Annotated in this window: 20 protein-coding genes; 7 read left to right on the forward strand and 13 right to left on the reverse strand. The window is 67.0% G+C overall.

Features of this window, described 5'->3' with window-relative positions; genetic code table 11:
* Nucleotides 1-5 precede the first annotated feature (5 nt).
* On the reverse strand, nucleotides 6-1,031 hold the full coding sequence (gene hemC, locus AB1I47_RS01815; RefSeq protein ID WP_354682071.1) for a hydroxymethylbilane synthase: 1,026 nt from the start codon (nucleotides 1,029-1,031) through the stop codon (nucleotides 6-8).
* A 67-nt stretch (nucleotides 1,032-1,098) separates the two neighbouring features.
* On the opposite strand from hemC, the gene ppc reads away from it, so the two are divergent.
* The 4 genes from ppc to AB1I47_RS01835 all read left to right on the forward strand — a co-directional run bounded on the left by ppc (nucleotide 1,099) and on the right by AB1I47_RS01835 (nucleotide 8,360).
* Complete coding sequence (gene ppc / locus AB1I47_RS01820; protein WP_354682072.1) at nucleotides 1,099-4,164, forward strand: phosphoenolpyruvate carboxylase; 3,066 nt, start codon at nucleotides 1,099-1,101, stop codon at nucleotides 4,162-4,164.
* Nucleotides 4,165-4,468: 304 nt separating this feature from the next.
* Complete coding sequence (argH, locus tag AB1I47_RS01825; RefSeq protein WP_354682073.1) at nucleotides 4,469-5,881, forward strand: argininosuccinate lyase; 1,413 nt, start codon at nucleotides 4,469-4,471, stop codon at nucleotides 5,879-5,881.
* A 191-nt stretch (nucleotides 5,882-6,072) separates the two neighbouring features.
* Nucleotides 6,073-6,615, forward strand: coding sequence for a TRAP transporter small permease subunit (locus AB1I47_RS01830; protein WP_354682074.1), 543 nt, complete (start codon nucleotides 6,073-6,075; stop codon nucleotides 6,613-6,615).
* Complete coding sequence (locus AB1I47_RS01835; protein ID WP_354682075.1) at nucleotides 6,612-8,360, forward strand: TRAP transporter large permease; 1,749 nt, start codon at nucleotides 6,612-6,614, stop codon at nucleotides 8,358-8,360. Before AB1I47_RS01830 ends, AB1I47_RS01835 begins: the two co-directional genes overlap by 4 nt.
* Before the next feature lie 55 nt (nucleotides 8,361-8,415).
* Here AB1I47_RS01835 and AB1I47_RS01840 read toward each other — a convergent pair whose 3' ends face one another.
* Nucleotides 8,416-9,348 carry a LysR substrate-binding domain-containing protein gene (locus tag AB1I47_RS01840; RefSeq protein WP_354682076.1) on the reverse strand — a complete coding sequence of 311 codons (933 nt, stop codon included), beginning with the start codon at nucleotides 9,346-9,348 and terminating at the stop codon, nucleotides 8,416-8,418.
* A 109-nt stretch (nucleotides 9,349-9,457) separates the two neighbouring features.
* Between AB1I47_RS01840 and AB1I47_RS01845 the strand changes: the two genes are divergently transcribed.
* The 3 genes from AB1I47_RS01845 to AB1I47_RS01855 all read left to right on the forward strand — a co-directional run bounded on the left by AB1I47_RS01845 (nucleotide 9,458) and on the right by AB1I47_RS01855 (nucleotide 11,023).
* Entirely contained in the window at nucleotides 9,458-10,153 is a 696-nt protein-coding gene (locus AB1I47_RS01845; protein ID WP_354682077.1) for a glutathione S-transferase family protein, read from the forward strand.
* Nucleotides 10,154-10,383: 230 nt separating this feature from the next.
* Complete coding sequence (locus AB1I47_RS01850) at nucleotides 10,384-10,620, forward strand: FitA-like ribbon-helix-helix domain-containing protein (protein WP_354682205.1); 237 nt, start codon at nucleotides 10,384-10,386, stop codon at nucleotides 10,618-10,620.
* Nucleotides 10,607-11,023 (forward strand): type II toxin-antitoxin system VapC family toxin, encoded by a 417-nt coding sequence (locus AB1I47_RS01855; RefSeq protein WP_354682078.1) that lies wholly within the window; start codon nucleotides 10,607-10,609, stop codon nucleotides 11,021-11,023. The genes AB1I47_RS01850 and AB1I47_RS01855 overlap by 14 nt, the downstream gene beginning before the upstream one ends.
* Before the next feature lie 77 nt (nucleotides 11,024-11,100).
* On the opposite strand, the gene AB1I47_RS01860 is transcribed toward AB1I47_RS01855, so the two are convergent.
* The 11 genes from AB1I47_RS01860 to AB1I47_RS01910 all read right to left on the reverse strand — a co-directional run bounded on the left by AB1I47_RS01860 (nucleotide 11,101) and on the right by AB1I47_RS01910 (nucleotide 24,150).
* Nucleotides 11,101-13,371, reverse strand: coding sequence for an arginine/lysine/ornithine decarboxylase (locus AB1I47_RS01860; RefSeq protein ID WP_354682079.1), 2,271 nt, complete (start codon nucleotides 13,369-13,371; stop codon nucleotides 11,101-11,103).
* A gap of 152 nt (nucleotides 13,372-13,523) precedes the next feature.
* Nucleotides 13,524-14,090 carry a dCTP deaminase gene (gene dcd, locus AB1I47_RS01865; protein WP_354682080.1) on the reverse strand — a complete coding sequence of 189 codons (567 nt, stop codon included), beginning with the start codon at nucleotides 14,088-14,090 and terminating at the stop codon, nucleotides 13,524-13,526.
* A 97-nt stretch (nucleotides 14,091-14,187) separates the two neighbouring features.
* Nucleotides 14,188-15,018 (reverse strand): formate dehydrogenase accessory sulfurtransferase FdhD, encoded by an 831-nt coding sequence (locus AB1I47_RS01870; protein WP_354682081.1) that lies wholly within the window; start codon nucleotides 15,016-15,018, stop codon nucleotides 14,188-14,190.
* Nucleotides 15,019-15,082: 64 nt separating this feature from the next.
* A complete protein-coding gene (locus tag AB1I47_RS01875; RefSeq protein WP_354682082.1) occupies nucleotides 15,083-15,457 on the reverse strand; it encodes a hypothetical protein in 375 nt (124 codons plus the stop codon).
* A 61-nt stretch (nucleotides 15,458-15,518) separates the two neighbouring features.
* Nucleotides 15,519-16,739, reverse strand: a complete 1,221-nt coding sequence (locus tag AB1I47_RS01880; protein ID WP_354682083.1) for a formate dehydrogenase subunit gamma — start codon at nucleotides 16,737-16,739, stop codon at nucleotides 15,519-15,521.
* Between the two features lie 76 nt (nucleotides 16,740-16,815).
* The gene (locus tag AB1I47_RS01885) at nucleotides 16,816-17,052 is read right to left on the reverse strand and encodes a hypothetical protein (protein WP_354682084.1); all 237 of its coding nucleotides are present in this window, start codon (nucleotides 17,050-17,052) and stop codon (nucleotides 16,816-16,818) included.
* Nucleotides 17,049-17,765 carry a formate dehydrogenase FDH3 subunit beta gene (gene fdh3B / locus AB1I47_RS01890; RefSeq protein WP_354682085.1) on the reverse strand — a complete coding sequence of 239 codons (717 nt, stop codon included), beginning with the start codon at nucleotides 17,763-17,765 and terminating at the stop codon, nucleotides 17,049-17,051. Before fdh3B ends, AB1I47_RS01885 begins: the two co-directional genes overlap by 4 nt.
* Nucleotides 17,766-17,780: 15 nt before the next feature.
* Nucleotides 17,781-20,831 (reverse strand): molybdopterin-dependent oxidoreductase, encoded by a 3,051-nt coding sequence (locus AB1I47_RS01895; RefSeq protein ID WP_354682086.1) that lies wholly within the window; start codon nucleotides 20,829-20,831, stop codon nucleotides 17,781-17,783.
* 70 nt (nucleotides 20,832-20,901) lie between these two features.
* The gene (locus tag AB1I47_RS01900; protein ID WP_354682087.1) at nucleotides 20,902-21,117 is read right to left on the reverse strand and encodes a formate dehydrogenase; all 216 of its coding nucleotides are present in this window, start codon (nucleotides 21,115-21,117) and stop codon (nucleotides 20,902-20,904) included.
* Nucleotides 21,118-21,318: 201 nt separating this feature from the next.
* Nucleotides 21,319-21,951 carry a TorD/DmsD family molecular chaperone gene (locus tag AB1I47_RS01905; protein WP_354682088.1) on the reverse strand — a complete coding sequence of 211 codons (633 nt, stop codon included), beginning with the start codon at nucleotides 21,949-21,951 and terminating at the stop codon, nucleotides 21,319-21,321.
* Nucleotides 21,952-21,984: 33 nt separating this feature from the next.
* Entirely contained in the window at nucleotides 21,985-24,150 is a 2,166-nt protein-coding gene (locus AB1I47_RS01910; protein WP_354682089.1) for a 4Fe-4S binding protein, read from the reverse strand.
* Nucleotides 24,151-24,158 lie beyond the last annotated feature (8 nt).

The raw sequence follows: 24,158 nt of genomic DNA on the forward strand, positions 1-24,158 counted from the left end.
CGGCCTCAGGCGGGAGCTTGGGAGCCGGCGGGGCCTGCCGGATCGGCTAGCGCCGCGAGAATGGCTTCGGCGCCCTGCGCGAGCAGGTCGCGCGAGCAGGCCTGGCCCAGCGCCTCGGCGGCGGCCAGGTCTGCAGCCGGGCCGGTGGCCGAGGCGTGGATGGCGCGCGTGCCGTCGGGCAACGCGACAAAGGCGTCGAGCCGCAGCTGCTCGCCCTCCCAGCGGGCATGGGCGCCCAGCGGCACCTGGCACGAACCGCCCAGCATGCGCGCCACGGCGCGCTCGGCGCTCACGGCCAGCGCGGTCGGCTGGTGGTTCAGCGGCGCCAGCCACTCGGCCAGCTCGGGGCGGCCGGCCTTGATCTCGATGCCGAGCGCGCCCTGCCCCGCGGCGGGCAGCGATACCTCGATCGGGAGCAGCGCGCGGATGCGCTCGCCCAGCCCCAGGCGCTTGAGCCCGGCCGCGGCCAGGATGATGGCGCCATATTCGCCGCGGTCCAGCTTGCCCAGCCGGGTATCCAGGTTGCCGCGCAGCGGCTTGATCACCAGTTGCGGGTAGCGGCTGCGCAGCGCGGCTTCGCGGCGCAGGCTGGAAGTCCCCACTACTGTGCCAGCCGGCATCTCGTCGAGCGACGCGTAGGTGGAGGACACCAGCGCATCGCGCGGATCCTCGCGTTCCATCACCGCGGTGAGCGCGAAGCCCTGGGGCAGCTCCATCGGCACATCCTTGAGCGAATGCACCGCCAGGTCCGCCCGGCCTTCGTCCATCGCGAACTCCAGTTCTTTGACAAACAAACCCTTGCCGCCGACTTTTGACAGCGTACGGTCTAGAATCTGGTCTCCGCGCGTGGTCATGCCAAGAATGGACACGTCGCACGAGGGATAGTATTGTTGCAACGCAGCACGCACATGTTCAGCCTGCCACAGGGCCAGACGGCTCTCCCGGGAGGCAATGACGAGCGTTTGCGGAAGATTGCGCGACACGGCAGCGGTAGACGAAAACGAGGTGGCAGAGATGGCGGGTGCTTGCATCCGTTAATGGTAGCACGCGACCCAATAGCCGCTCCGTACCATTAGATAAGCAGAACGAGGAGATTGCATGACGCAGCATGCTGCGCGCCCCAGCGGGCGGCGGACCGGTTCGGCCGCCAAAGACCAAACCCAAGTCGCCGGCGCCGGCACGAGTGACGCAAGCGGCGCACCCACCACCAAATCGCCCCGTACCGCACCCCGTACCGCACCCCGTACCGCTCCTGCTCGCGGGAACAAGCGCGTTACCAAGCCCAAGCTTTCCATCGTGTCGAGCAACGGAACCACCCTCCCCGCCCCGGCGCGCCGCGCTTCCGACAAGGACCTGCCGCTGCGCGAGGACATCCGCTTCCTTGGCCGCCTGCTGGGCGACTGCCTGCGCGAGCAGGAAGGCGACGCCGCGTTTGAAGTGGTCGAGACCATCCGCCAGACCGCGGTGCGCTTCCGCCGCGAGAACGACCGCGCCGCCGGCGCCGAACTGGACCGGCTGCTCAAGCGCCTGTCGCGCGACCAGACCAACCAGGTGGTGCGCGCGTTCAGCTATTTCTCGCACCTGGCCAATATCGCCGAAGACCAGCACCACAACCGCCGCCGCCGCGTGCACGCGCTGGCCGGCTCGCCGCCGCAGGCGGGCAGCCTGCAGCACGCGCTGGAGAAGATCGACTCCGCCGGCGTCACCGGCAAGCAGCTGCGCAAGTTCCTGGACGAGGCGCTGATCGTGCCGGTGCTGACCGCGCACCCGACCGAAGTCCAGCGCAAGAGCATTCTCGACGCCGAGCGCGAGATTGCCCGCCTGCTGACCGAGCGCGACCTGCCGATGACCGCGCGCGAGCGCGAGCGCAACACCGCGCAGCTGCGCGCCAAGGTCACCACGCTGTGGCAGACCCGCATGCTGCGCGACGCGCGCCTGACCGTGGCCGACGAGATCGACAACGCGCTGTCGTACTACCGCACCACCTTCCTGCGCGGCATTCCGCAACTGATGAGCGAGCTGGAAGAAGACATTGCCGCGGTGTTCCCTGGCGCGCGCAAGCGCAAGGGCACGCCGGCCGGCAGCGCACCGGCGCCGCTGGCGCCGTTCCTGCAGATGGGCTCATGGATCGGCGGCGACCGCGACGGCAATCCCAACGTCACCGCCGACACGCTCGAGCACGCGGCCAGCCAGCAGGCGCAGATGATCCTGGACTGGTACCTGGACGAAGTGCATGCGCTGGGCGCCGAGCTGTCGATGTCGACGCTGATGGTCGATGCCAGCCCCGAGCTGCTGGCGCTGGCCGAACGCTCGCCCGACCATTCCGAGCACCGCGCCGACGAGCCCTACCGCCGCGCGCTGATCGGCATCTACGCGCGCCTGGCCGCGACCTGCAAGGCGCTGACCGGCCACGCCGCGCCGCGCCGCCCGGTGGCGCCGGCCGAGCCGTATGACAGCGCCGAAGCCTTCGGCGCCGACATGCAGGTGGTGATCGATTCGCTGCGCGCCCACCACGGCGAGGCGCTGGCGAGCACCCGTATCGATGCGCTGGTGCGCGCCATCGGCGTCTTCGGCTTCCACCTGGCCTCGGTCGATATGCGCCAGGTGTCGGACGTGCATGAGGCGGTGATCGCCGAGCTGTTCGCCGCCGCCGGCATCGCCCCCGACTACGCCGCGTTGCCCGAGCAGCGCAAGCTGGAACTGCTGCTGGCCGAGCTGCGCCAGCCGCGCCTGCTGACGCTGCCGTGGCACGAGTATTCGGAGCAGACGCGCAAGGAACTGGCGATCTTCGCCGCCGCGCGCGAACTGCGCGCCCGCTACGGCAAGCGCGTCGCGCGCAACTACATCATCTCGCACACCGAGACGCTGTCCGACCTGGTCGAAGTGATGCTGCTGCAGAAGGAATCCGGCATGCTCAAGGGCACGCTGGGCAGCAAGAGCGACCCGGCGCGCATGGAGCTGATGGTGATCCCGCTGTTCGAGACCATCGAAGACTTGCGCAACGCCGCCGGCATCATGCAGTCGCTGCTGGACCTGCCGGGCTTCGATTCGGTGATCGCGCACCATGGTGTCGAGCAGGAAGTGATGCTCGGCTACTCGGACTCGAACAAGGACGGCGGCTTCCTGACCTCGAACTGGGAGCTGTACAAGGCCGAGCTGGCGCTGGTGCAGCTCTTCGAGCAGCGCAAGGTCAAGCTGCGCCTGTTCCACGGCCGCGGCGGCACCGTCGGCCGCGGCGGCGGCCCGACCTACGATGCCATCCTGTCGCAGCCGCCGGGCACGGTGAACGGCCAGATCCGCCTGACCGAGCAGGGCGAGATCATCAACAGCAAGTTCGCCAACGCCGAGATCGGCCGGCGCAACCTGGAAACGGTGATCGCCGCCACGCTGGAGGCATCGCTGCTGCCGCAGCAGAACGCGCCCAAGGATCTGGACATGTTCGAGGCAGTGATGCAGCAGCTTTCGGACCGCGCCTTCACCGCCTACCGCGATCTGGTCTACGAGACGCCGGGCTTCAAGGACTACTTCTTCGCCACCACGCCGATCACCGAGATCGCCGACCTGAACCTGGGTTCGCGCCCGGCCTCGCGCAAGCTGATGGACAAGAAGAATCGCCGCATCGAAGACCTGCGCGCGATCCCGTGGGGCTTCTCGTGGGGCCAGTGCCGGCTGTTGCTGCCGGGCTGGTATGGCTTTGGCAGCGCGGTCAAGGCGCTGCTGGACACCGCCCCGGACGACAAGGCGCGCAAGACGGCCATCACCACGCTGCGCCGCATGGTCAAGACCTGGCCGTTCTTCTCGACGCTGCTGTCCAATATGGACATGGTGCTGGCCAAGACCGACCTGGCGGTGGCGTCGCGCTACGCGCAGTTGTGCGATGACGCGACCCTGCGCCGCAATGTGTTCAACCGCATCAGCAAGGAATGGCACCTGACTTCGGAGATGCTGGCGCTGATCACCGGGCACCAGGAACGGCTGGCGGATAACCCGCTGCTGGCGCGCTCGATCAAGAACCGGTTTGCTTATCTCGATCCGCTGAACCACTTGCAGGTGGAACTGCTGAAGCGCTACCGGGCGGGCAAGGACGGGGATGACATCCGGGTCCGTCGGGGGATTCATCTGACGATCAATGGGGTGGCGGCGGGGTTGCGCAATACGGGTTGAGGTGTGGGAAAAGGAGAGCGGTTTTGGGTGCTCCAAAGCCGCACGAACTAGCCTAAGCAAGGTGTTCTCCCTCTCCCGCGCGCGGGAGAGGGGAGCCTGATCCGGGCGGCGTTGGCTTCGGCCGTCGCCGGTTTGCCGGCCCGCGCAGCCTGATCGTGCGGCGTCCGGGCCACCTCGCACCCGCCCACCGCCGCCCAGCCTCCCGGCGGCGATATAATCCCCGTTTCCCAAATTTTCTCGTGCCAGCCGCCGCGGCCCCGCCCGCGCCGGCCGCCCGCCGCGCGAGCCACTGCAGCCGACGTCCATGTCCACCTCCCAACTTGCCAAGAAAGGCGAAGCCTGGTCCGCCCGCTTCTCCGAACCGATGTCCGACCTGGTGAAGCGCTACACCGCCTCGGTGTTCTTCGACAAGCGCCTGGCCCTGTTCGACATCCAGGGCTCGCTGGCCCATGCGGCCATGCTGGCAAAGCAAGGCATCATCGCCGAGGCCGACCGCGCCGAGATCGAGCGCGGCATGACGCAGATCCGCGGCGAAATCGAGGCCGGCGGCTTTGAATGGAAGCTGGACCTGGAAGACGTCCACCTGAATATCGAGGCGCGCCTGACCGCGCTGGTGGGCGATGCCGGCAAGCGCCTGCACACCGGCCGCTCGCGCAATGACCAGGTCGCCACCGACATCCGCCTGTGGCTGCGCAGCGAGATCGACAACATCATCGCGCTGCTGGGCGCGCTGCGCGTGTCGCTGCTGGACCTGGCCGACCAGAACGCCGACACCATCCTGCCGGGCTTCACCCACCTGCAGGTGGCGCAGCCGGTCACCTTCGGCCACCACCTGCTCGCCTACGTGGAAATGTTCACGCGCGATGCCGAGCGCATGGCTGACTGCCGCAAGCGCGTCAACCGCCTGCCGCTCGGCGCCGCCGCGCTGGCCGGCACCAGCTACCCGATCGACCGTGAATTTGTCGCACAACAGCTGGGCTTCGACGGCGTGTGCCGCAATTCGCTCGATGCCGTGTCGGACCGCGACTTCGCCATCGAATTCTGCGCCGCCGCGGCGCTGGTAATGACGCACGTGTCGCGCTTCTCGGAAGAACTGGTGCTGTGGATGAGCCCGCGCGTCGGCTTTATCGATATCGCCGACCGCTTCTGCACCGGCAGCTCGATCATGCCGCAGAAGAAGAACCCCGACGTACCCGAGCTGGCGCGCGGCAAGACGGGGCGGGTCAATGGCCATCTGATCGGCCTGCTGACGCTGATGAAGGGCCAGCCGCTGGCGTACAACAAGGACAACCAGGAAGACAAGGAGCCGCTGTTCGATACGGTCGATACCGTGGTCGACACGCTGCGCATCTTTGCCGACATGGTGCCGGGCATCACCGTCAAGCCCGAAGCGATGCGCGCCGCCGCGCTGCAGGGCTACGCCACCGCCACCGACCTGGCCGACTACCTGGTCAAGAAGGGCCTGCCCTTCCGCGATGCCCACGAAGCCGTAGCCCACGCGGTGCGCGCCTGCGACAGCCGCCAGTGCGACCTGGCCGACCTGACCGTGGCCGAGCTGCGCGAGGTCTCGGGCCTGGGTGACAAGGCCGCGCTGATCGGCGACGATGTGCACACGGTGCTGACGCTGGAAGGCTCGGTCGCCGCGCGCAACCATATCGGCGGCACCGCGCCGGATCAGGTGCGCGCCGCCATCGCGGCCGCGCGCGCGGCGCTGTAATGCCGGACCGGTTGTAAGCTTCGCGTAAGTTTTGCGCAAGAAAAAGCCACCGCGGCGCGAGCCCGGTGGCTTTTTTTCGGTGCAAAGCGCAGCCTGGCGCAATGTCATTCCCGCCGGTAGGTAGTAGCCCCTAGCGCCGCGTCAATTTGTTACAGATAAACTAAGCGCCGCAAAAACCGGGGAGACAACCCATGTATTACTTGCTTGGTCTGTCACGACAGATCGACAGGTTGAATCAGTACACAGGCAGGCTTGCAAACATCATGATCCTGCTCTCGTGCCTGATCAGCGCAGGCAACGCCCTCCTGCGTTACGGCTTCAACTTGAGCGATAACTGGCCGCTTGAACTGCAGTGGTATATGTTTGCCATTGCCGTGATGTTTGGCACCTCCTACACCTTCCAGCGCAACGAGCATGTCCGCGTAGACCTGATCTATGGCCACGTGTCCGAACGCGCGCAGAACTGGATCGACATCTTCGGCATCCTTGTCTTCCTGCTGCCCTCGACCATCCTGTTCACCTGGCTGTCGTGGGATTCCCTGTTCCTGCCCTCGTGGCGCATCCTCGAGCAATCCGGTAATTCCGGCGGCCTGCCGCGTTACCCGATCAAGCTGGTGGTGCCCCTCGGCTTCGCCTTGCTCACCTTGCAGGGCGTGTCCGAACTGATCAAGCGCATCGCCGCCCTGCAAGGCCTGGTGCGTATCGAATCGAAATACGAGAGGCCGGTGCAATGATCCCGTTGGAATATATGCCGCCGCTGATGTTCGGCGGCCTGGTGGTATTCATGCTGATCGGGTTCCCGGTCGCATTTTCGCTATCCGCCGTCGGCCTCGCCTTCGGTTTCCTGGCCATTGAATGGGGCTATTTCCCCATCAGCTTCCTGCAGGCCGTGCCGAGCCGCATATTCGGCAGTGTGCTGGCCAATGAGCTGCTGCTGGCCATCCCCTTCTTCACCTTCATGGGCGCCATCCTGGAGAAATGCGGGCTGGCGGAAGACATGCTGGACTCCATGGGCCAGCTCTTCGGGCCCGTGCGCGGCGGTCTTGGCTATTCGGTGATTATCGTCGGCTTCATTCTCGGCGCGATTACCGGCACGGTGGCGGCGCAGGTCATTGCCATGGCGATGATCTCGCTGCCGGTGATGATCCGCTACCGCTACAACATGAAGTACGCCACCGGCGTGCTGGCCGCGTCGGGCACCATCACGCAGCTGGTGCCGCCGTCGCTGGTGCTGGTGGTGCTGGCCGACCAGCTCAAGACCCCGATGGGCAGCGCCGACGTGGGCAGCATGTACCTCGGCGCCTGGGGCCCTTCGGCGGTGCAGATCGCGTTGTTCGCGCTCTATACCTTCATGCTGGCCCGCTTCAAGCCCGACTGGCTGCCGCCGGTGCCGCCCGAGGCGCGCACGCTGCGAGGCTGGGCGCTGTGGCGCAAGTGCCTGCGCGGCATCATCCCGTGCGCGGTGCTGATCTTCCTGGTGCTGGGCACCATCATGCTGGGCATCGCCACGCCGACCGAGTCGGGCGCGATGGGCGCGGTGGGCGCGCTCGTGCTGGCAGTGATCCGCGACAAGGGCTTCAACAAGATCGACCGCAGCATCTACCGCATCGGCATCGCCGCCGCGCTGGTGGCGGCTGGCATCGGTATCTTTGCCTTCGGCTCGCATGTCTTCCGCATCCCGCTGGCGGTCATGTACGTGGTCATCCTGTGGCTGCTGCTGCGCGCCGGCCAGCTGACGGACCTGCGCCTGCTGATCGTTGAGGCCTACCAGTCCACCGCACGCCTCACGGCCATGGTGGTGTTCATCCTGATCGGTTCCACCTGCTTCTCGGTGGTGTTCCAGGGCGTGGACGGCGGGGCGTGGGTCGAGCACCTGTTCACCTCGCTGCCGGGCGGCTGGATCGGCTTCCTGATCGTGGTGAACCTGTTCATCTTCTTCCTGGCCTTCTTCCTCGACTTCTTCGAGATCGCCTTCATCGTGGTGCCGATGCTGGCGCCGGTGGCGGTCAAGGTGCTGGCGCCGGTGGTGGCCGACTCCATGGGCGGCAACCCGGAGGCCGCCGCCACGGCCGCACTGGTGTGGTTCGGCGTGATGCTGTGCGTGAACATGCAGACTTCGTTCATGCATCCGCCGTTCGGCTTTGCGCTGTTCTACCTGCGCGGCATCGCCCCCAAGGAAGTGAAGAGCTCGGACATCTACTGGGGCGCCCTGCCCTGGGTGGGCCTGCAGATGGTGATGGTGGTCATGGTGATGTTCCTGCCGGGCATGGTCACCGGGCTGCTGGACAAGGGCACGCTGCGCCATAGCGGTGCCGCCGAGGTCAGCATCCCGCTTGGCGGCGAGCAGGAAAAGCCACCCACACGGCCGGGGCCGGTGCCTGGCGGTGCGGCCTCCGTGCCCGGTACGCTGGAACTGCCGGGCGCTGCGGAGCCGACCGAGCCGGCCGCGCCGCAGTTCGAATTCGAGAAAAAGAACTGAGCGGCACGACCGACTCCCGCACGGCCATGAAGCCCCGCAGCGATGCGGGGCTTTTTTATTGACCGGCGGATCCGGCTGGCTCCGCCGGCTGCAGGCAGTTCACCAGGAAATCCACCGTCGCGCGCACGCCGGGCAACTGGCCGCGCCGGGCGGGCATCAGCAGCGTGGTGGTCACGCTGCCCGCGGTCCAGTCCGGGAGCACCCGCACCAACTGGCCAGAGGCCACTGCCGCGCGGCACAGCTCTTGCGGCAACGGCACGATGCCGAGCCCGGCCATGGCGGCGCCCAGCAGCACGACGGATTCATTGACGGTCATGCGGGGGACTGGCGCGACTTCCATCCGGGCGCCATCTGGCCCGCTCAGGCGCCATGTGCCGGCGGCCACGCCAGTCAGCAGGCCATCGTGGCCGGTGAGGTGCCCCGGCGCTGCCGGCACGCCGCGCGCAGCCAGGTAGGAGGGCGCCGCCACCAGCACGATGGCTTCCACGGCCAACGGACGCTGTACCAGGCCGGAGTCCGGCAGCGGAGCGAAATGGCTGCGAACGGCGATATCGAAGCCCTCCTGCACCAGGTCGACCATCCGGTCGGACACCTCCAGTTGCACGTGCAGGCGCGGGTAGGCGCGCGCCAGCGCCGGCAGGTGCACGGCCAGGTACTGCTGCGCGGTCGGCACCGACGCCGTGATCCGCACCGTGCCGCTGGGCTCCGCCACGCGCCGCTGTACCGCCTCCTGCGCCGCCTCGGCCTCGATCAGCGACGCGCGTGCGTGCTCGTAGAAGTCGCGGCCTGCGTCGGTCAGCGTAAAGCTGCGCGAACTGCGGTACAGCAGCCGCGCCTGCAGCGCCTGCTCCAGCTCGGCCACGCGCTTGCTGACGGTGGACTTGGGCACGCCCAGCGCGCGCCCGGCGGCGGCAAAGCCGCCATGGGTCACGGCCATGACGAAGAAGCGCAGGTCGTTCAGGTTCAGCATCGGCGGCAAAGTCTGCATTTGTGGACGATAGGTCGGATTTTTGCCCACTACTCGCGTAAAGTCCACGGATCTACAGTTCTCCCGTGCCCGGCTTCGCGGGCCCGCAACCCTGCAAGGAGATCTACTGATGCATTCCACCCTCTTCTATGGCGTGCCCTCCGGCTGCTCGTTCGGCTCCATCGTCGCGCTCGAATGGCTGGGCGAGCCGTATCGCCTGTGCCGCATCGAGATGCCCGAAGTCGTGACCAGCGACGCCTATCGCCGCATCAACCCGATCGGCGAAACGCCTACGCTGATGGACGCCGACGGCCGGTTCATCAGCGAAAGCCTGGCGATCCTGAACCACCTCGGCGCGCGCGGCATCGGCGCGGGGCTGGGCTTCGCCCAGGGCACGCGCGATTTCGACCGGCTCAACCAGATGCTGGCCTACCTGAACACCAGTTTCTTCGGCGCCTTTGCTCCGCTCTGGTACGCGCTGGAGCACGGCGCCCAGGGCGACGAGCATGCCGCGCTGACCCGCTACGGGGCGGCCGAGGTCCGCAACGTGCATGCCGAGCTGGAGGCCATGCTGGGCAACAGGCCGTGGCTGCTGGGCGAGCGGCGCACGCTGGCCGACGCGTATTTCATCGGCATCGCCCGTTGGACCAGGTACCACGCGGTGCTGCAGCGCGAGGACTACCCCAACCTGCAGCGCCTCTATGAACAGCTTGAAGCGGATCCCGCGGTGCGCTTCGCGCATGCCATCGAGCAGCAGCGGCCCGCCGAAAGCAGCGGCGGTTTCCAGGGGCATGTGACGCTGGACGAAGTGCTGGCGTCGCGCTGAAGCGGCCGCGCCACCGTGCCCGGAATTGCGAATCGGCTTATCGACCGGCAACCGGGCGCGGCGCAGACTGGGCTCTCCGTTCATCCGCTCCCAAGGAGATCGCCATGCTTGCCATCACGCCCTTGCCGTTACCGGAACCAGCCGGGCCGCATACCGCCCTGCAGCCTTTGCTTGACCGCCGTAATGATATCAATGCTATCATGTCTCCATCCGATGGTGAGGAGCACAAGATGGCAACACTACTCGTTCGTGGCATCGAAGAATCCCTGGTCCAGAGGCTTCGTGAGCAGGCCGCCGCCAATGGCCGCAGCGCCGAAGCCGAGCACCGCGCCATCCTGGCGCAGGCGCTGGGCGGCACGCACCGGCGCAGCCTGGCCGAGGTGCTGGCCAGCATCCCGGACGTCGGACAGGACGCCGACTTCGAGCGCGTCCAGGAAGCAGGCGAGGCGCGGCGTGTATTTGATTGACACGAACGTCATCAGCGAAGCGCGCAAGCGCGAGCGCGCCAACGCCGGCGTGCGCGCGTTCTTCCGGCAGGCCGCGCGCGAAGGCGCTGCGCTCTACCTGTCCGCGCTGACCGTGGGTGAGCTGCGGCGCGGCATTGCGCTGATCCGGCATCGCGGCGATATGGCGCAGTCCGAGACGCTGGAGCGGTGGCTGGCGGAAGTGCTGGAGGACTTCGGCCGGTATGTGCTGCCGGTCGATGCGGAAGTGGCGCAGGTCTGGGGGCAGCTAAGGGTGCCGCGGCCGGAACATGCACTGGACAAGTTCATTGCGGCGACGGCGCTGGTTCACGACCTGACTATCGTCACGCGCAATGTGGATGACTTCAGCGGGACGGGGGTGGGGTTGGTGAATCCGTTTCGTTGATTCGTACAGCGCTGGCGGGAGTTCAATGACCGGTTGTGTACCCCCTCTCCCGCTTGCGGGAGAGGGGAGCAACCCTCTCACCCGCCTTGCTTCACACAATCCACAAAGTACGCCTTCTTCCCGTCGACCTCATCCTCCACCAGCCCGTGGATATCGGTCTCAAACCCGGGGAACAGCTTGTTGAACTCGCGCGCAAATTTCAGGTACTGCACGATGGTGCGGTTGAAGCGCTCGCCCGGGATCAGCAGCGGGATGCCCGGCGGGTACGGCGTCAGCAGGATGGCGGTGACGCGGCCTTCCAGTTCGTCCACCGGCACGCGCTCGATCTCGCGGTGGGCCATCATCGCCCAGGCGTCCGACGGCTTCATCGCCGGTTCCATGTCCGACAGGTACATCTCGGTGGTCACGCGCGCCACGTCGTTGGCCTTGTACACGCTGTGGATCGCATCGCACAGGTCACGCAGGCCCATGCGCTCGTACTGCGGATACTTGGCGACGAATTCCGGCAGCACGCGCCACAGGGGCTGGTTCTGGTCGTAGTCGTCCTTGAACTGCTGCAGCTCGGTCACCAGCGAGTTCCAGCGGCCCTTGGTAATGCCGATGGTGAACATGATGAAGAACGAATACAGCCCGGTCTTCTCGATGATGATGCCGTGCTCGGCCAGGTACTTGGTGACAATGGCCGCCGGGATGCCGCGCTCGCTGAACTCGCCGTCGACGTCCAGGCCCGGGGTGATGATGGTGGCCTTGATCGGGTCGAGCAGGTTGAAGCCGTCGGCCAGGTCGCCGAAGCCGTGCCAGCGCTCGTTGGCCTTGAGCATCCACTCTTCGCGGTCGCCGATGCCGTCTTCGATCAGCGCTTCCGGGCCCCACACCTTGAACCACCAGTCGCCGTTCTTGCCGTCGTCGTAGTCGCCCTCGACCTTGCGCATGGCGCGGCGGAAGTCCATCGCCTCCTGGATGCTCTCTTCCACCAGCGCGGTACCGCCCGGCGCTTCCATCATCGCCGCGGCCACATCGCACGAGGCGATGATCGAGTACTGCGGGCTGGTCGAGGTGTGCATCAGGTACGCCTCGTTGAAGCGGTAGCGGTCCAGCTTGCGCGTCTCGGAGTCCTGCACGAGGATCTGCGAGGCCTGCGACAGGCCGGCCAGCAGCTTGTGCGTGGACTGGGTGGCGAACACCAGCGCGTCCTTGCTGCGCGGGCGATCCTTGCCGATCGCGTGCATGTTGCGATAGAAGTCGTGGAACGCCGCGTGCGGCAGCCAGGCTTCGTCGAAATGCAGCGTGTCGATCTCGGCCGCCAGCATCTCCTTGATCTGCTCGGCGTTGTACAGCACGCCGTCGTAGGTGCCCTGCGTGATGGTCAGGATGCGCGGCTTCTGGTTCTTGGCCTTGCTGGCGAACGGGTGCGCGGCGATCTTGCGCTTGATCGTTTCGGGATCGAACTCGCTCTTCGGGATCGGGCCGATGATGCCGTAGTGGTTGCGGGTGGGCATCAGGAACACGGGAATCGCGCCCGTCATCATGATCGCGTGCAGGATCGACTTGTGGCAGTTGCGGTCCACCACCACGATATCGCCCGGCGCCACGTTGGCGTGCCACACCATCTTGTTCGACGTCGAGGTGCCGTTGGTGACGAAGAACATGTGGTCGGAATTGAAGATCCGCGCGGCATTGCGCTCGGACGCCGCCACCGGGCCGGTATGGTCCAGCAGCTGGCCCAGTTCATCCACCGCGTTGCAGACGTCGGCGCGCAGCATGTTCTCGCCGAAGAACTGGTGGAACACCTGCCCCACCGGGCTCTTCAGGAATGCCACCCCGCCCGAGTGCCCCGGGCAGTGCCACGAGTACGAGCTGTCCTGCGCGTAGTCGATCAGCGCCTTGAAAAACGGCGGCGCCAGCGTGTCGAGGTAGACCTTGGCTTCGCGGATGATGTGGCGCGCGACGAATTCCGGCGTGTCCTCGAACATATGGATGAAGCCGTGCAGCTCGCGCAGGATATCGTTGGGGATATGGCGCGAGGTGCGGGTCTCGCCGTACAGGAAGATCGGCAGGTCCGAGTTGCGGCGGCGCACTTCGGAGACGAAGGCGCGCAGCTTTTCGATCGCGGCGGCCTCAAGCTCCTCGCTGTCGCGGGTGAACTCGTCGTCGTCGATCGACACGATAAAGGTCGAGGCGCGGCTGGACTGCTGCGCGAACGACGTCAGGTCGCCGTAGCTGGTCAGGCCCATGACCTCCATGCCCTCTTTCTCGATCGCTTCAGCCAGCGCGCGGATGCCCGAGCCGGAGATGTTCTCGGAGCGAAAGTCTTCATCAATGATGATGACGGGGAAACGGAATTTCATCGGGCATCCTTCACGGAGGAAACGGGGACTTAAAGGACTTGAGCCACATGGCCGGCGGGAGGTTCCCCGCAGCGGCGACATGTGGCTCTCACGTCAGGTGTGGCGGCCATCCTGGTGGCCAGCCTTCCGGCAAACGCCGGCATTGTAATGCGTCAGGTCTTCGGCAGTGTGACACCGTGCTGGCCCTGGTATTTGCCGCCCCGGTCGGCGTACGAGGTCTCGCAGACTTCGTCGCTCTCGAAGAACAGCACCTGGGCGCAACCCTCGCCGGCATAGATCTTGGCGGGCAGCGGCGTGGTGTTGGAAAACTCCAGCGTCACATAGCCTTCCCATTCCGGCTCGAACGGCGTCACGTTGACGATGATGCCGCAGCGGGCATACGTGCTCTTGCCCAGGCAGATGGTCAGCACCGTGCGCGGGATGCGGAAATATTCCATCGTGCGCGCCAGCGCGAACGAGTTCGGCGGGATGATGCAGACGTCGCCCTTGAAGTCCACGAACGACTTCTCGTCGAAGTTCTTCGGATCGACGATGGTGCTGTTGATGTTCGTGAAGATCTTGAATTCGTCGGCGCAGCGGATGTCGTAGCCGTAGCTCGAGGTGCCGTATGACACGATCTTGCGCCCGTCCGCCTCCCGGACCTGGCCTGGCTCGAACGGCTCGATCATGCCGTGCTGCTCCGCCATGCGGCGGATCCACTTGTCGGATTTGATGCTCATAAGGGTTGGGAGGTAGACACACGGGCTCGGAGTGCGCCGCATTGTACAACCAATCGGCCCGTCGACCGCTGTCCGCCCCCAACCGCCTAAGTGGCGCTCAGGCCACTGCGTCTTCCGGCAGCCGGTGGCGGAAGCGCTCGCGCCCGGTATAGAGCAAAAAGTGCTTGCCGGTGCAGCGCGCGAACAGCGTCAGGTTGACGCGCGTGGCCATCTGGTAGCCCATCTGCGTCACGCCGGAACGCGACAGCAGGAACGGGATGCCCATCTGCGCGCCCTTGATCACCATCTCTGAGGTCAGGCGGCCGGTGGTGTAGAAGATCTTGTCGTCGCCGCGCATGTTCTCCAGCCACATGCGCCCGGCAATGGCGTCGACCGCGTTGTGGCGGCCCACGTCCTCGACGAACATCAGCAGTTCGGTGCCCTTGAACAGCGCGCAGCCGTGGACCGAGCCGGCCTGCTTGTAGACCGACTGCTGCAGCCGGATGGTGTCGATGATGCCGTACAGCGTGTCCTGGTCAAGGATCGTATCGACCGGCAGGCGGATGTTGTCGACCTCGTCCAGCAGCGAGCCAAATACCGTGCCCTGCCCGCAGCCGGTGGTCACCACGCGGCGTGCGGTGCGTTCCTCGATGCGGTCCACGCCGGTGCGCGTGGTCACGGCGGCCGACTCGGTTTCCCAGTCGACCTGCACCGCGGCGATGTCCTCGATCGATTCCACCAGCCGCTGGTTGCGCAGGTAGCCCAGCACCAGGTGCTCGGGCGCGCCGCCCAGCGTCATCAGCGTGACCAGTTCGCGCTTGTCGAGGTAGACCGTCAGCGGCCGCTCGCCCGGCAGGAAGGCCGCGCGCACGCGCCCCTGCTCGTCGACGACTTCAACCTCTTCGATCAGGGGAACGGCTGCCTGGGTGAGTTCGGGACGCAAGGTCATGACGAGAGGGCTCGGGGCTGCTGGAGTGGGCCCCGCGCCGTCCAGGCGTGCATCGGGGCTGCGGTTACGGCGCCTTTGCTGGCGATTGTACCGCGCCCGGCGCGGCGGGGCTGGCGGTGCCCGCGGTGCTGGCTACGGCCGGCGCCGGGGCAGCCGCGGCAGGAGGAACAAACGGCCCCGGATCGGCGCAGGCAGCGGTCTGCGCCGGCGTGCGGGCGTCCTTGCCCTGGGCCTTGCGGTCGGCGTAGTAGTGCGACGCGGTCTTGTCCTGGGCGCGGCAGAGCTGGTAGGAGGCGACCTTGTCGGACCACGCGGCGCGCGCCTTGGTCTCCGCCGTCTTGGCCTGCTGGGCTTCGGTGGGCGGCGGCAGCTTGGCCAGCGCACCGGTGGCGAAGGTAGCGAAGGTGGCCAGGGCGATCAGCGTCAGGGTCCGTGTCATGTCGATTGTTCCCGGATTATTTCGCTTATATGGGTAGCAATGCGTTGGCATCAGCGCGGCATCAGGCTTCGCCCGGCCGCGTGGGCCGCGCCGCGGGCGCCTCCGGCCCGGTCGAACGCTGCGCCGGGATCTTGCCGGACTTGATGTCCTCGTACCAGAGCTCGTGGTGCTCCCTGGCCCAGGCCTCGTCCACCCAGCCGTCGCGCATGGCGCGGTAGGCGCCTTCCATGCCGATGGTGCCCATGTAGATATGGCCGCACGCCATCGCGGTCATCAGCACCGCCGAGATGCTGTGGATCACGTTGGCAATCTGCATGGTGGCGCGGTAGTAGTCCATGCCCGGGACGATCATGTCCAGCACCCAGCCGGAAGCCGACAGCACCAGCCCGAACACGAACACGCCGACCCAGAACCACAGCTTCTCGCCCGCATTGAAGCGCCCGCTCGGCACATGCCGGCCCGACGCCAGCCCGCCAAGGCTGGTGACCCAGCGCACGTCGTCGCGGCTGGGCAGGTTGTCGCGCAAGAACACGACGAAGGCCACGATCACCGACAGCGTGAAGATCGGCCCCACCACGTTATGCAGGTTCTTCAGGATGTACGTCAGCCAGCCGAACAGCATGTGCCCCATCAGCGGCAGCAGGAAATGCTTGCCGAACAGCATCACGATGCCCGACACCGCCAGCACCACGAACGAAATCGCCATGGTCCAGTGCACGATGCGCTCGAGCGGCGTGAAGCGCTCGATCATGCGGCCGGTGCGCGGCGTACGCAGCGGGATGGTGCCGCGCCACAGGAAGAAGCCGAGGATCACCGCCGGCACGATCACCAGCAGCCAGCCACCCCAGACCGTAATCACGCCGTTGCGGAGCAGCCGCCACTGCTGGCCGGTGCGCTGGATCAGCACCCCGGCTTCCTTGTCGGGCAGGCTGCTGTAGTGGCGCTGGTCGGAATTGACCTCGCGCCAGACCGGCGCGTTATTGCCGGGTTGCGTGACGGTGCGCTGCTTCTGCGACTGCGCCTCGGCGGCGATGTCGCGGCGCGGCACGTTGAAGATGTTCTCCGACGCGATGCCGGCGAGCGGCTGCGCCGGATGCGTGGCCGGGTTGTTGGCGTCGGCCTTGGCCGATGCCGCGGCCGGACCGGTCGATGGCCCCGGAGCGGGCGCGGGCGCCTGCGCCGCGGCGCTGCCGGCCACCGCACTCAGCGCCAGCGCGCCGGCGGCCAGCCAGCCACGCCAGTGCGCGGCACGCGCCTGGCATCGATTGTGAGACGGCGTCATAGGCCCTCCTTCAGCTCAGCGGGCCCATGGGCCCGCATTCCCGGGACGCGCAGTCCCGGGATTCGCAGCGGCACGTTCATTGCACCCGGGTGTATTCGTTCTGGTACTGGTTGCGCTGGCGGATCTGGTTATCCCAGCTCGTCTTGTCGCCAGCGGTCCAGCCCTTGGCCACGAAGGGGTCGTCGGGCGCGCCCTGGAAGGCCTGGGCGTCGGCCTTGCGGTGCGACGGGCCGATGGTCTGCGGCTTCTCGCCGCAGGCGGCCAGCAGCACGCCGCACAGCGACAGCAGGGCAATCACGCGGGCGCGGTTCATGACGTTTGTCCTCCCGAGGTGGCGGGCGCGGCGGGGGCTGCTGCAGGCGCAGCAGCAGGTGCCGCGGCGGGTGCGGCCGGTCCTGCCGGAGCCGGCCGGGCCGGCTGTGCCGGCGCGGCGGCCTGGGAGTTGCCGTAGGCCGTGCCCCAGCCGAACACATCGCCGCCGGTGCCGCGCTTGATCACGCGGTTGCGCAGGATGTCGGCAATGACGTCGCCGTCGCCGCCCAGCAGCGCCTTGGTCGAGCACATCTCCGCGCACAGCGGCAGCTTGCCTTCGGCCAGCCGGTTGCGGCCGTACTTCTCGAACTCGGCTTCGGTGCCGTTCTTTTCCGGGCCGCCGGCGCAGAAGGTGCACTTGTCCATCTTGCCGCGCACGCCGAAGGTGCCGGTCGACGGAAACTGCGGGGCGCCGAACGGGCAGGCGTACGAGCAATAGCCGCAGCCGATGCAGACGTCCTTGTCGTGCAGCACCACGCCGTCGTCGGTGCGGTAGAAGCAGTCGACCGGGCAGACCGCCATGCAGGGCGCGTCCGAACAATGCATGCAGGCCACCGAGATCGATTTCTCGGCGCCGACCATGCCGTCGTTGATGGTGACCACGCGGCGCCGGTTCACACCCCACGGCACCTCGTGCTCGTTCTTGCAGGCAGTGACGCAGCTGTTGCATTCGATGCAGCGCTCGGCGTCACAGATAAATTTCATGCGTGCCATGATGTTCCCCTGCCCTTATGCAAACCGCTCGATCTGGCAAATGGTGGTCTTGGTTTCCTGCATCATCGTCACCGAGTCATAGCCGTAGGTGGTCGCGGTATTGACCGCCTCGCCACGCACCACCGGCATCGCGCCTTCGGGGTAGTAGTCCCTCAGGTCCTTGCCCTGCCACCAGCCCGAGAAGTGGAACGGGATGAAGGCGGTATCGGGCCCGACGCGCTCGGTCACCAGCGCGCGCACCTTGAGCCGGGCCCCGGTCGGCGTCTTCACCCAGCAGAAGTCGCCGTTGCGGATGCCGCGGTCCGACGCCGCGCGCGGATTGATCTCGACGAAGTTCTCCTGCTGCAGCTCCGCGAGCCACGGGTTGGAGCGGGTTTCCTCGCCGCCACCCTCGTACTCGACCAGCCGCCCGGAGGTCAGGATGATCGGGAACTTCTCATAGACCTTGTTCTCGATATTGCGTTGCTGCACCGACTTGTACAGCGTCGGCAGCCGCCAGAACGCCATCTTGTCGTCGTGGGTCGGGTACTTGGCGACCATGTCCGGGCGCGTGGAGTACAGCGGCTCGCGATGCTGCGGGATCGGGTCGGGGAAGTTCCATACCACCGCGCGCGCCTTGGCGTTGCCAAACGGGTGGCAGCCATGGTTCTTCAGCACCACGCGCTGGATGCCGCCCGACAGGTCGGTCTTCCAGTTCTTGCCCTCGGCCTTGGCCTTCTCGGCATCGGTCAGGTCGTCCCACCAGCCCAGCTTCTTCAGCAGTACGTGGTCGAACTCCGGATAGCCGGTGGTGATTTCCGCGCCCTGCGAGTACGAGCCGTCCTCGGCCAGCAGGTTGACGCCGTCGCGCTCCACGCCAAAGTTGGCGCGGAAGTTGCCGCCGCCCTCCATCACGTGCTTGCTGGTGTCATACAGGTTGGGCGAGCCCGGGTGCTTCAGCTCAGGCGTGCCGTAGCACGGCCACGGCAGGCCGAAGTAGTCGCCGGTCAGGTCGTAGCCCGTGACCGGGTCCTTGCCCTGGTTGCAGCGCAGCGTCTTCACGTCGAACATCTGCATATTGCGCATATGCGACTTCAGCCGTTCGGGCGACTGGCCGGTGTAGCCGATGGTCCAGTTGCTGGCGTTGATCTCGCGCAGGATCGATTCGGGCTCCGGCTCCATCCACGTGCGGCCGGCGCGCTTGACCTCGATCATCTTGTAGTTCTTCGACAGCTCCTTGCCAAAGCCAAGCTTGTCGGCGAACGCCTGCATGATGGTGTGGTCGGGCATCGACTCGAACAGCGGCTCGATGACCTTCTCGCGCCATTGCAGCGAGCGGTTCGACGCCGTGCATGAACCCGATGTTTCGAACTGCGTGCAGGCCGGCAGCAAGTACACGGCGCGGTTCGGGTTGACCTTGTCACCCTCGGCCGGCGGCATGTTGGCCATGGCCGCGGTTGCCGACGGATACGGGTCGACCACCACCAGCAGGTCGAGCTTGTCGAGCGCCTTCTTCATTTCCAGGCCGCGCGTCTGCGAGTTCGGGGCATGGCCCCAGAAGAACACGCCGCGCACGTTGTTGTCCTGGTCGATCAGCTCGTTCTTCTCTGTGACGATATCGATCCAGCGCGACACCGTGGTGCCGGACTTCTCCATCATCGTCTGCGAGACGAACTGCTTCTTGATCCATTCGTAGTCCACGCCCCACACCGCCGCGTAGTGCTTCCACGCGCCGGTGGCCAGGCCGTAGTAGCCCGGCAGCGAGTCGGGGTTGGGGCCCACGTCGGTGGCGCCCTGCACGTTGTCGTGGCCGCGGAAGATATTGGCGCCGCCGCCCGCCACGCCGATATTGCCCAGCGCCAGCTGCACGATGCACGACGCGCGCACGATCGCGTTGCCGATGGTGTGCTGGGTCTGGCCCATGCACCACACCAGCGTGCTGGGGCGGTTCTTGGCCATGATCTCCGCGACCATGCGGACCTGTGCCTCGGGCACGCCGGTGACTTCCTCGACCTTGTCGGGGGTCCACTTGGCCAGCACCTCTTCCTTGACCTTGTCCATGCCATAGACGCGGTCATTCAGGTACTTCTGGTCTTCCCAGCCGTTCTGGAAGATGTGGTACAGCATGCCGAACAGGAACGCGATGTCGGTACCCGAGCGGATGCGCACGTAGTGCTGCGCCTTGGCCGCGGTGCGCGTGTAGCGCGGATCGACCACGATCACCTTGCAGCCGTTCTCCTTGGCGTGCAGCAGGTGCAGCATCGACACCGGGTGCGCCTCGGCCGCGTTGGAGCCGATATACAGAGCTGCCTTCGAGTTCTGCATATCGTTGTACGAGTTGGTCATCGCACCGTAGCCCCACGTGTTGGCCACGCCCGCCACGGTGGTGGAGTGGCAGATGCGCGCCTGGTGGTCGGTGTTGTTGGTGCCGAAGAACGACACCCACTTGCGCATCAGGTAGGCCTGCTCGTTGCTGTGCTTGGACGAGCCGACGAAGAACAGCGAGTCCGGGCCGGTCTGCTGGCGGATCTCCTTCATCTTCGCGGTGATCTCGTTGAGCGCCTGGTCCCAGCCGATGCGCTGGTACTTGCCATTGACCAGCTTCATCGGGTACTTGAGGCGGTATTCGCCGTGGCCGTGCTCGCGCAGCGCCGCGCCCTTGGCGCAGTGCGCACCCATGTTGAGGGGCGAGTCGAACACCGGTTCCTGGCGGACCCACACGCCGTTCTGCACCACCGCATCCACGGCGCAGCCGACCGAGCAGTGGCCGCACACGGTTCGCTTCACCACAATGCCGGTCTTGCCGTCGGCAGCGGCCTTCTTGTCGTCGGCCGCATCGGCCTTGCGGATCAATGACAGTTGCGAGGCCGCAAGGCCGGCACCGACGCCGATGCCCGAACGCTTGAGGAAGCTGCGACGGTCCATGGTCGGCATCGCGCCGGCCAGGCTTGCCGCGAGCCGTTGCGAAAGCCGGCCGTTGGTATGGCCAGTTGCTGAGGACGCACCGGCGTGTTCGGGCCGGTTGGCCAGGGCGTCAGCGAGGCGGGCGGATGCGCCCTGCGCCGCGCGTTTGCGGGTCAAGATCATGTCTCACCTCAGATACGGACGATGTTTCGTCCGGTTGCTGGCGGCGCGGGGTACCACACCGCCCTGGCGCTTACACCAGTGTGGTCCGGTAGTACTTGCGAATGTGGTCGGATACGCGGTAACCCTTGTTGTCCGACGGGGTGTCGGCGGGTTCCGGTAGCGCGGCGGTCGGGCCCGGCAAGGCCGGTCCACGCGCTGTCAGCGCTGCCGCGCCAGTGGCGGCAGCCACAACTCCAGCGCCCGCGAGAAACGTGCGGCGCGCGACCCTGGTTTGCTTCTCTCTCATGTGGGGGCTCCTCGGCTGTGCAAGCCCGATGGTTTAAGCCGTTATGCGTTGTTATGCATATTCTAGGAGCAACTAGCAGGAAAGACCATGCAATGCACGGGTTTTTCCGGACTTTCAAGCTAAATTTGCGCCAGGCGTATCGGATGCGGCGCGACACCCTAAAGAACGCGCCGCGCATGCCGATATTGATGCCCTCCGTCTTCAGTTCATTTCCAGCGCGACCGCTTCCACGCCGGCAAATGCGCTCAGCAAGCCCGCCACGCTGCGATAAAAGCGTGCCTGCGGGTGCTCCGTCACTGCATCGCACAATTTTTCCACCCATGGCTGCAGGTGCCGCGCGTAGAAACGCTGCTGCTCGCCGAGGTTGGACACCGAAAGGTCGTCACCCGCGACCAGGAAGCGCATCACCTCGCACAACGTGGCGATGTGGTCCTCGGTCTCACTGACACCGTCGTGGCGCTCGAGGCCGTAGCGCGCGAGATCCTCGCGCAGCGCCACCAGAGGGCGCTCGTTGAGGAAGCCGGTCATGTAGAAGGAGCCGTACAGAAACACGTCCTGGCGGCCCACGCCGACGAACAGCAGCCGGTACTCCTCCTCGGCCTCGGCCGCGGTGGTTTCGGATGCTGCGTCGCACAACGCGTTCCACGCCTTGCCGAGCACCGTGTCCGCGTCCGCGCCGACGGCGCGGTTGGCGGCGATGTGGTGCAGCAGCGCGGCATCGGGCGCGCTGTAGAACAGCGTGGCCAGCAGGCCATAGAGGTCGGCGCGGGCGGTGTCTTCGGCATCGTCGGCCGGCGGCGCGGCGGTGAGCTGGAGCGGCTGGAAATCTGTCATGTCGTGATGATTCGTCCCGGGGAGGTGGCAAGCTCAGCGCAGCGTGCCGCCGCTGACCGTGCCCATGTCCTTTTCCATCATGTCGACCACGCGGCAGTCCTGGCACATCTTCAGGCGCTCGGCCGCGGCGCCGGCAAAGGCCGGATGGCCGGCCAGGCGCACCAGCATCGACTCCACCATCTGCGCGGTGCCGAACGGCTTGCCGCAGCGGATGCAGTGGAAGGGCTGGGTCTCGTTCAGCGTGACCGGGCGGCGCGCCGCGTCCCCGGCCAGCAGGCGCGGCACCAGCGTGATGGCGTCTTCCGGGCAGGTCTTCTCGCACAGGCCGCACTGCACGCAGTTGCGTTCGATAAAGCTGAGCACCGGGCGTTCGGCGTTGTCGCGCAGCGCCTGCGACGGGCACGCGCCCACGCAGGCCATGCACAAGGTGCACTTGACGGTATCGACCGCGATCGCGCCAATCGGTGCCTCCGCCGGCAGCGGCACGCTGTCAGCAGGCACGGGGGCATGACGCACCAGATGGTCGAACACGAAGTCGAGCATCTCGCGCTTGGCCGGCACGGCGCCGAAGGCGGCGGGCGGCAGCGCGTTGCGGCCCGGGCGCAGGGCCGACAGGCGCGCGTCCAGCGCGGCGGTATCGCCAGCCTCGACCAGCGACAGCACCTCGTCGTCGTAGCCCAGGCCGGCCAGCATGGCGCGGCCGACTGCGATCTGCTCCAGCAGCGCGGCGCGGTACTGCGGCGCCTCATCGCCGGTCAGCATCACCGCCACGCGGCTGGCACCCCAGCACAGCGCGGCCAGCCACAGCTCGAGCCCGGCCGCGGCCGGATGGAACAGCGACAGCGGCATCACATTGGCGGGTACGCCCCGCGCCTTGCCGCCGCGGGCAGCGCGGCCCAGCGCCAGCAATGCGGGCGTGCCGTACTCCTCGCCATGCAGCACTACCACCGGGTCGCGGGCGCCGGCTTGCCGGTAGGAGGACAACATCGTGCGCAGCCGCGCGCCAGTCACCTCCGGTCCCGGGTAGCCATAGCTGATGGCCCCGCTGGGGCACACCGTCGTGCACGCGCCGCAGCCCATGCACAGGTTGGGCGTGACTTCGATGCGGCCCTTGCCGTCATGCCAGCGCGAGCCGATCGCCTGCGTCGAGCAGATGTCGATGCAGGCGGTGCAGCCGGTGGTCTGGTTGCGGCCGTGGGCGCACAGGCTTTCCTTGTAGCGGAAGAACTTGGGCTTCTCGAACTCGCCCACCAGGCCCGCCAGCGTCAGGGCCAGCGCCTGCTGGCGCGCGGGGTCGGCACCTGCGTGCAGGTAGCCCTGCGGCGGCTGGTGCATGGTGAAGGCGGGGGCATCGCACAGGTCGAACACCAGGTCAAAACGCTCCCGCACCTTGCCTGGCGCACGGTCGAAGTCGATCGCCACGGCGGCGCCGCAGGCACGCACGCAGTCGCGGTGCGAACGGCAGCGCGACAGGTCGATCTGGTAGCTGAAGTCGATCGCGTCTTCCGGGCACGCGTCGATGCAGGCATTGCAGCGGGTGCACAGGTCCAGGTCGATCGGATTGCTGCGGCCCGCGCCGGTTTCCCAGCTAGCCTCGAAGGCGCCGAGCCAGCCGGTCAGCGAAGCCAGCCGGCCGCTGTGGACCGGATAGGCGCGCGCGGCGGGCTGCGCGGCGGCAGGTTCGCGCGTGTCGCTGCCGGTCACCAGCACGGTGACGTCCAACTGCATCGCCGCCAGCCGTTCGGCCCACGGCAGCGCGCGCTGCGCCGGGCCCATCACCAGCACCGCGCCGTCGGAGCGGTAGTCGACCACCGGCACCGGATCCGGCTCGGGCAGCGCGGCCACGGCCAGCAGCGCGGCGATCTTGGCATTGGCCGTCTTCGGGTCGCGGCGGGCGCCCTGCGACCAGCCGCCGGTCTCGCGGATATTGACGAAACGTACCGGCGCGGTCACTACCGGGCGGCCGTCTTCGCCGCGCGCGGCCTGCGCGGCCACTTCGGTAAAGAGCTGGCGTTCCTGCGTGCAGGCGACGATAACGTCCTCGGTGCCGTCGAGCGCGGCGGTGAAGTCGCCGATTTCGCGCCGGCACAGCAGGCGGTGGACCTTCAGCGGGACCTGCTTCGGGTCCTGCCTGGCATCCGACAGCGCCGCCCCGTCAAGCGGCATGGTGTCGTTGCAATTGCAGATCAGCGTGGGCATGGCGCAAT

The sequence above is a fragment of the Cupriavidus necator genome (genome assembly GCF_040578825.1).
Classification (GTDB): domain Bacteria; phylum Pseudomonadota; class Gammaproteobacteria; order Burkholderiales; family Burkholderiaceae; genus Cupriavidus; species Cupriavidus necator_E.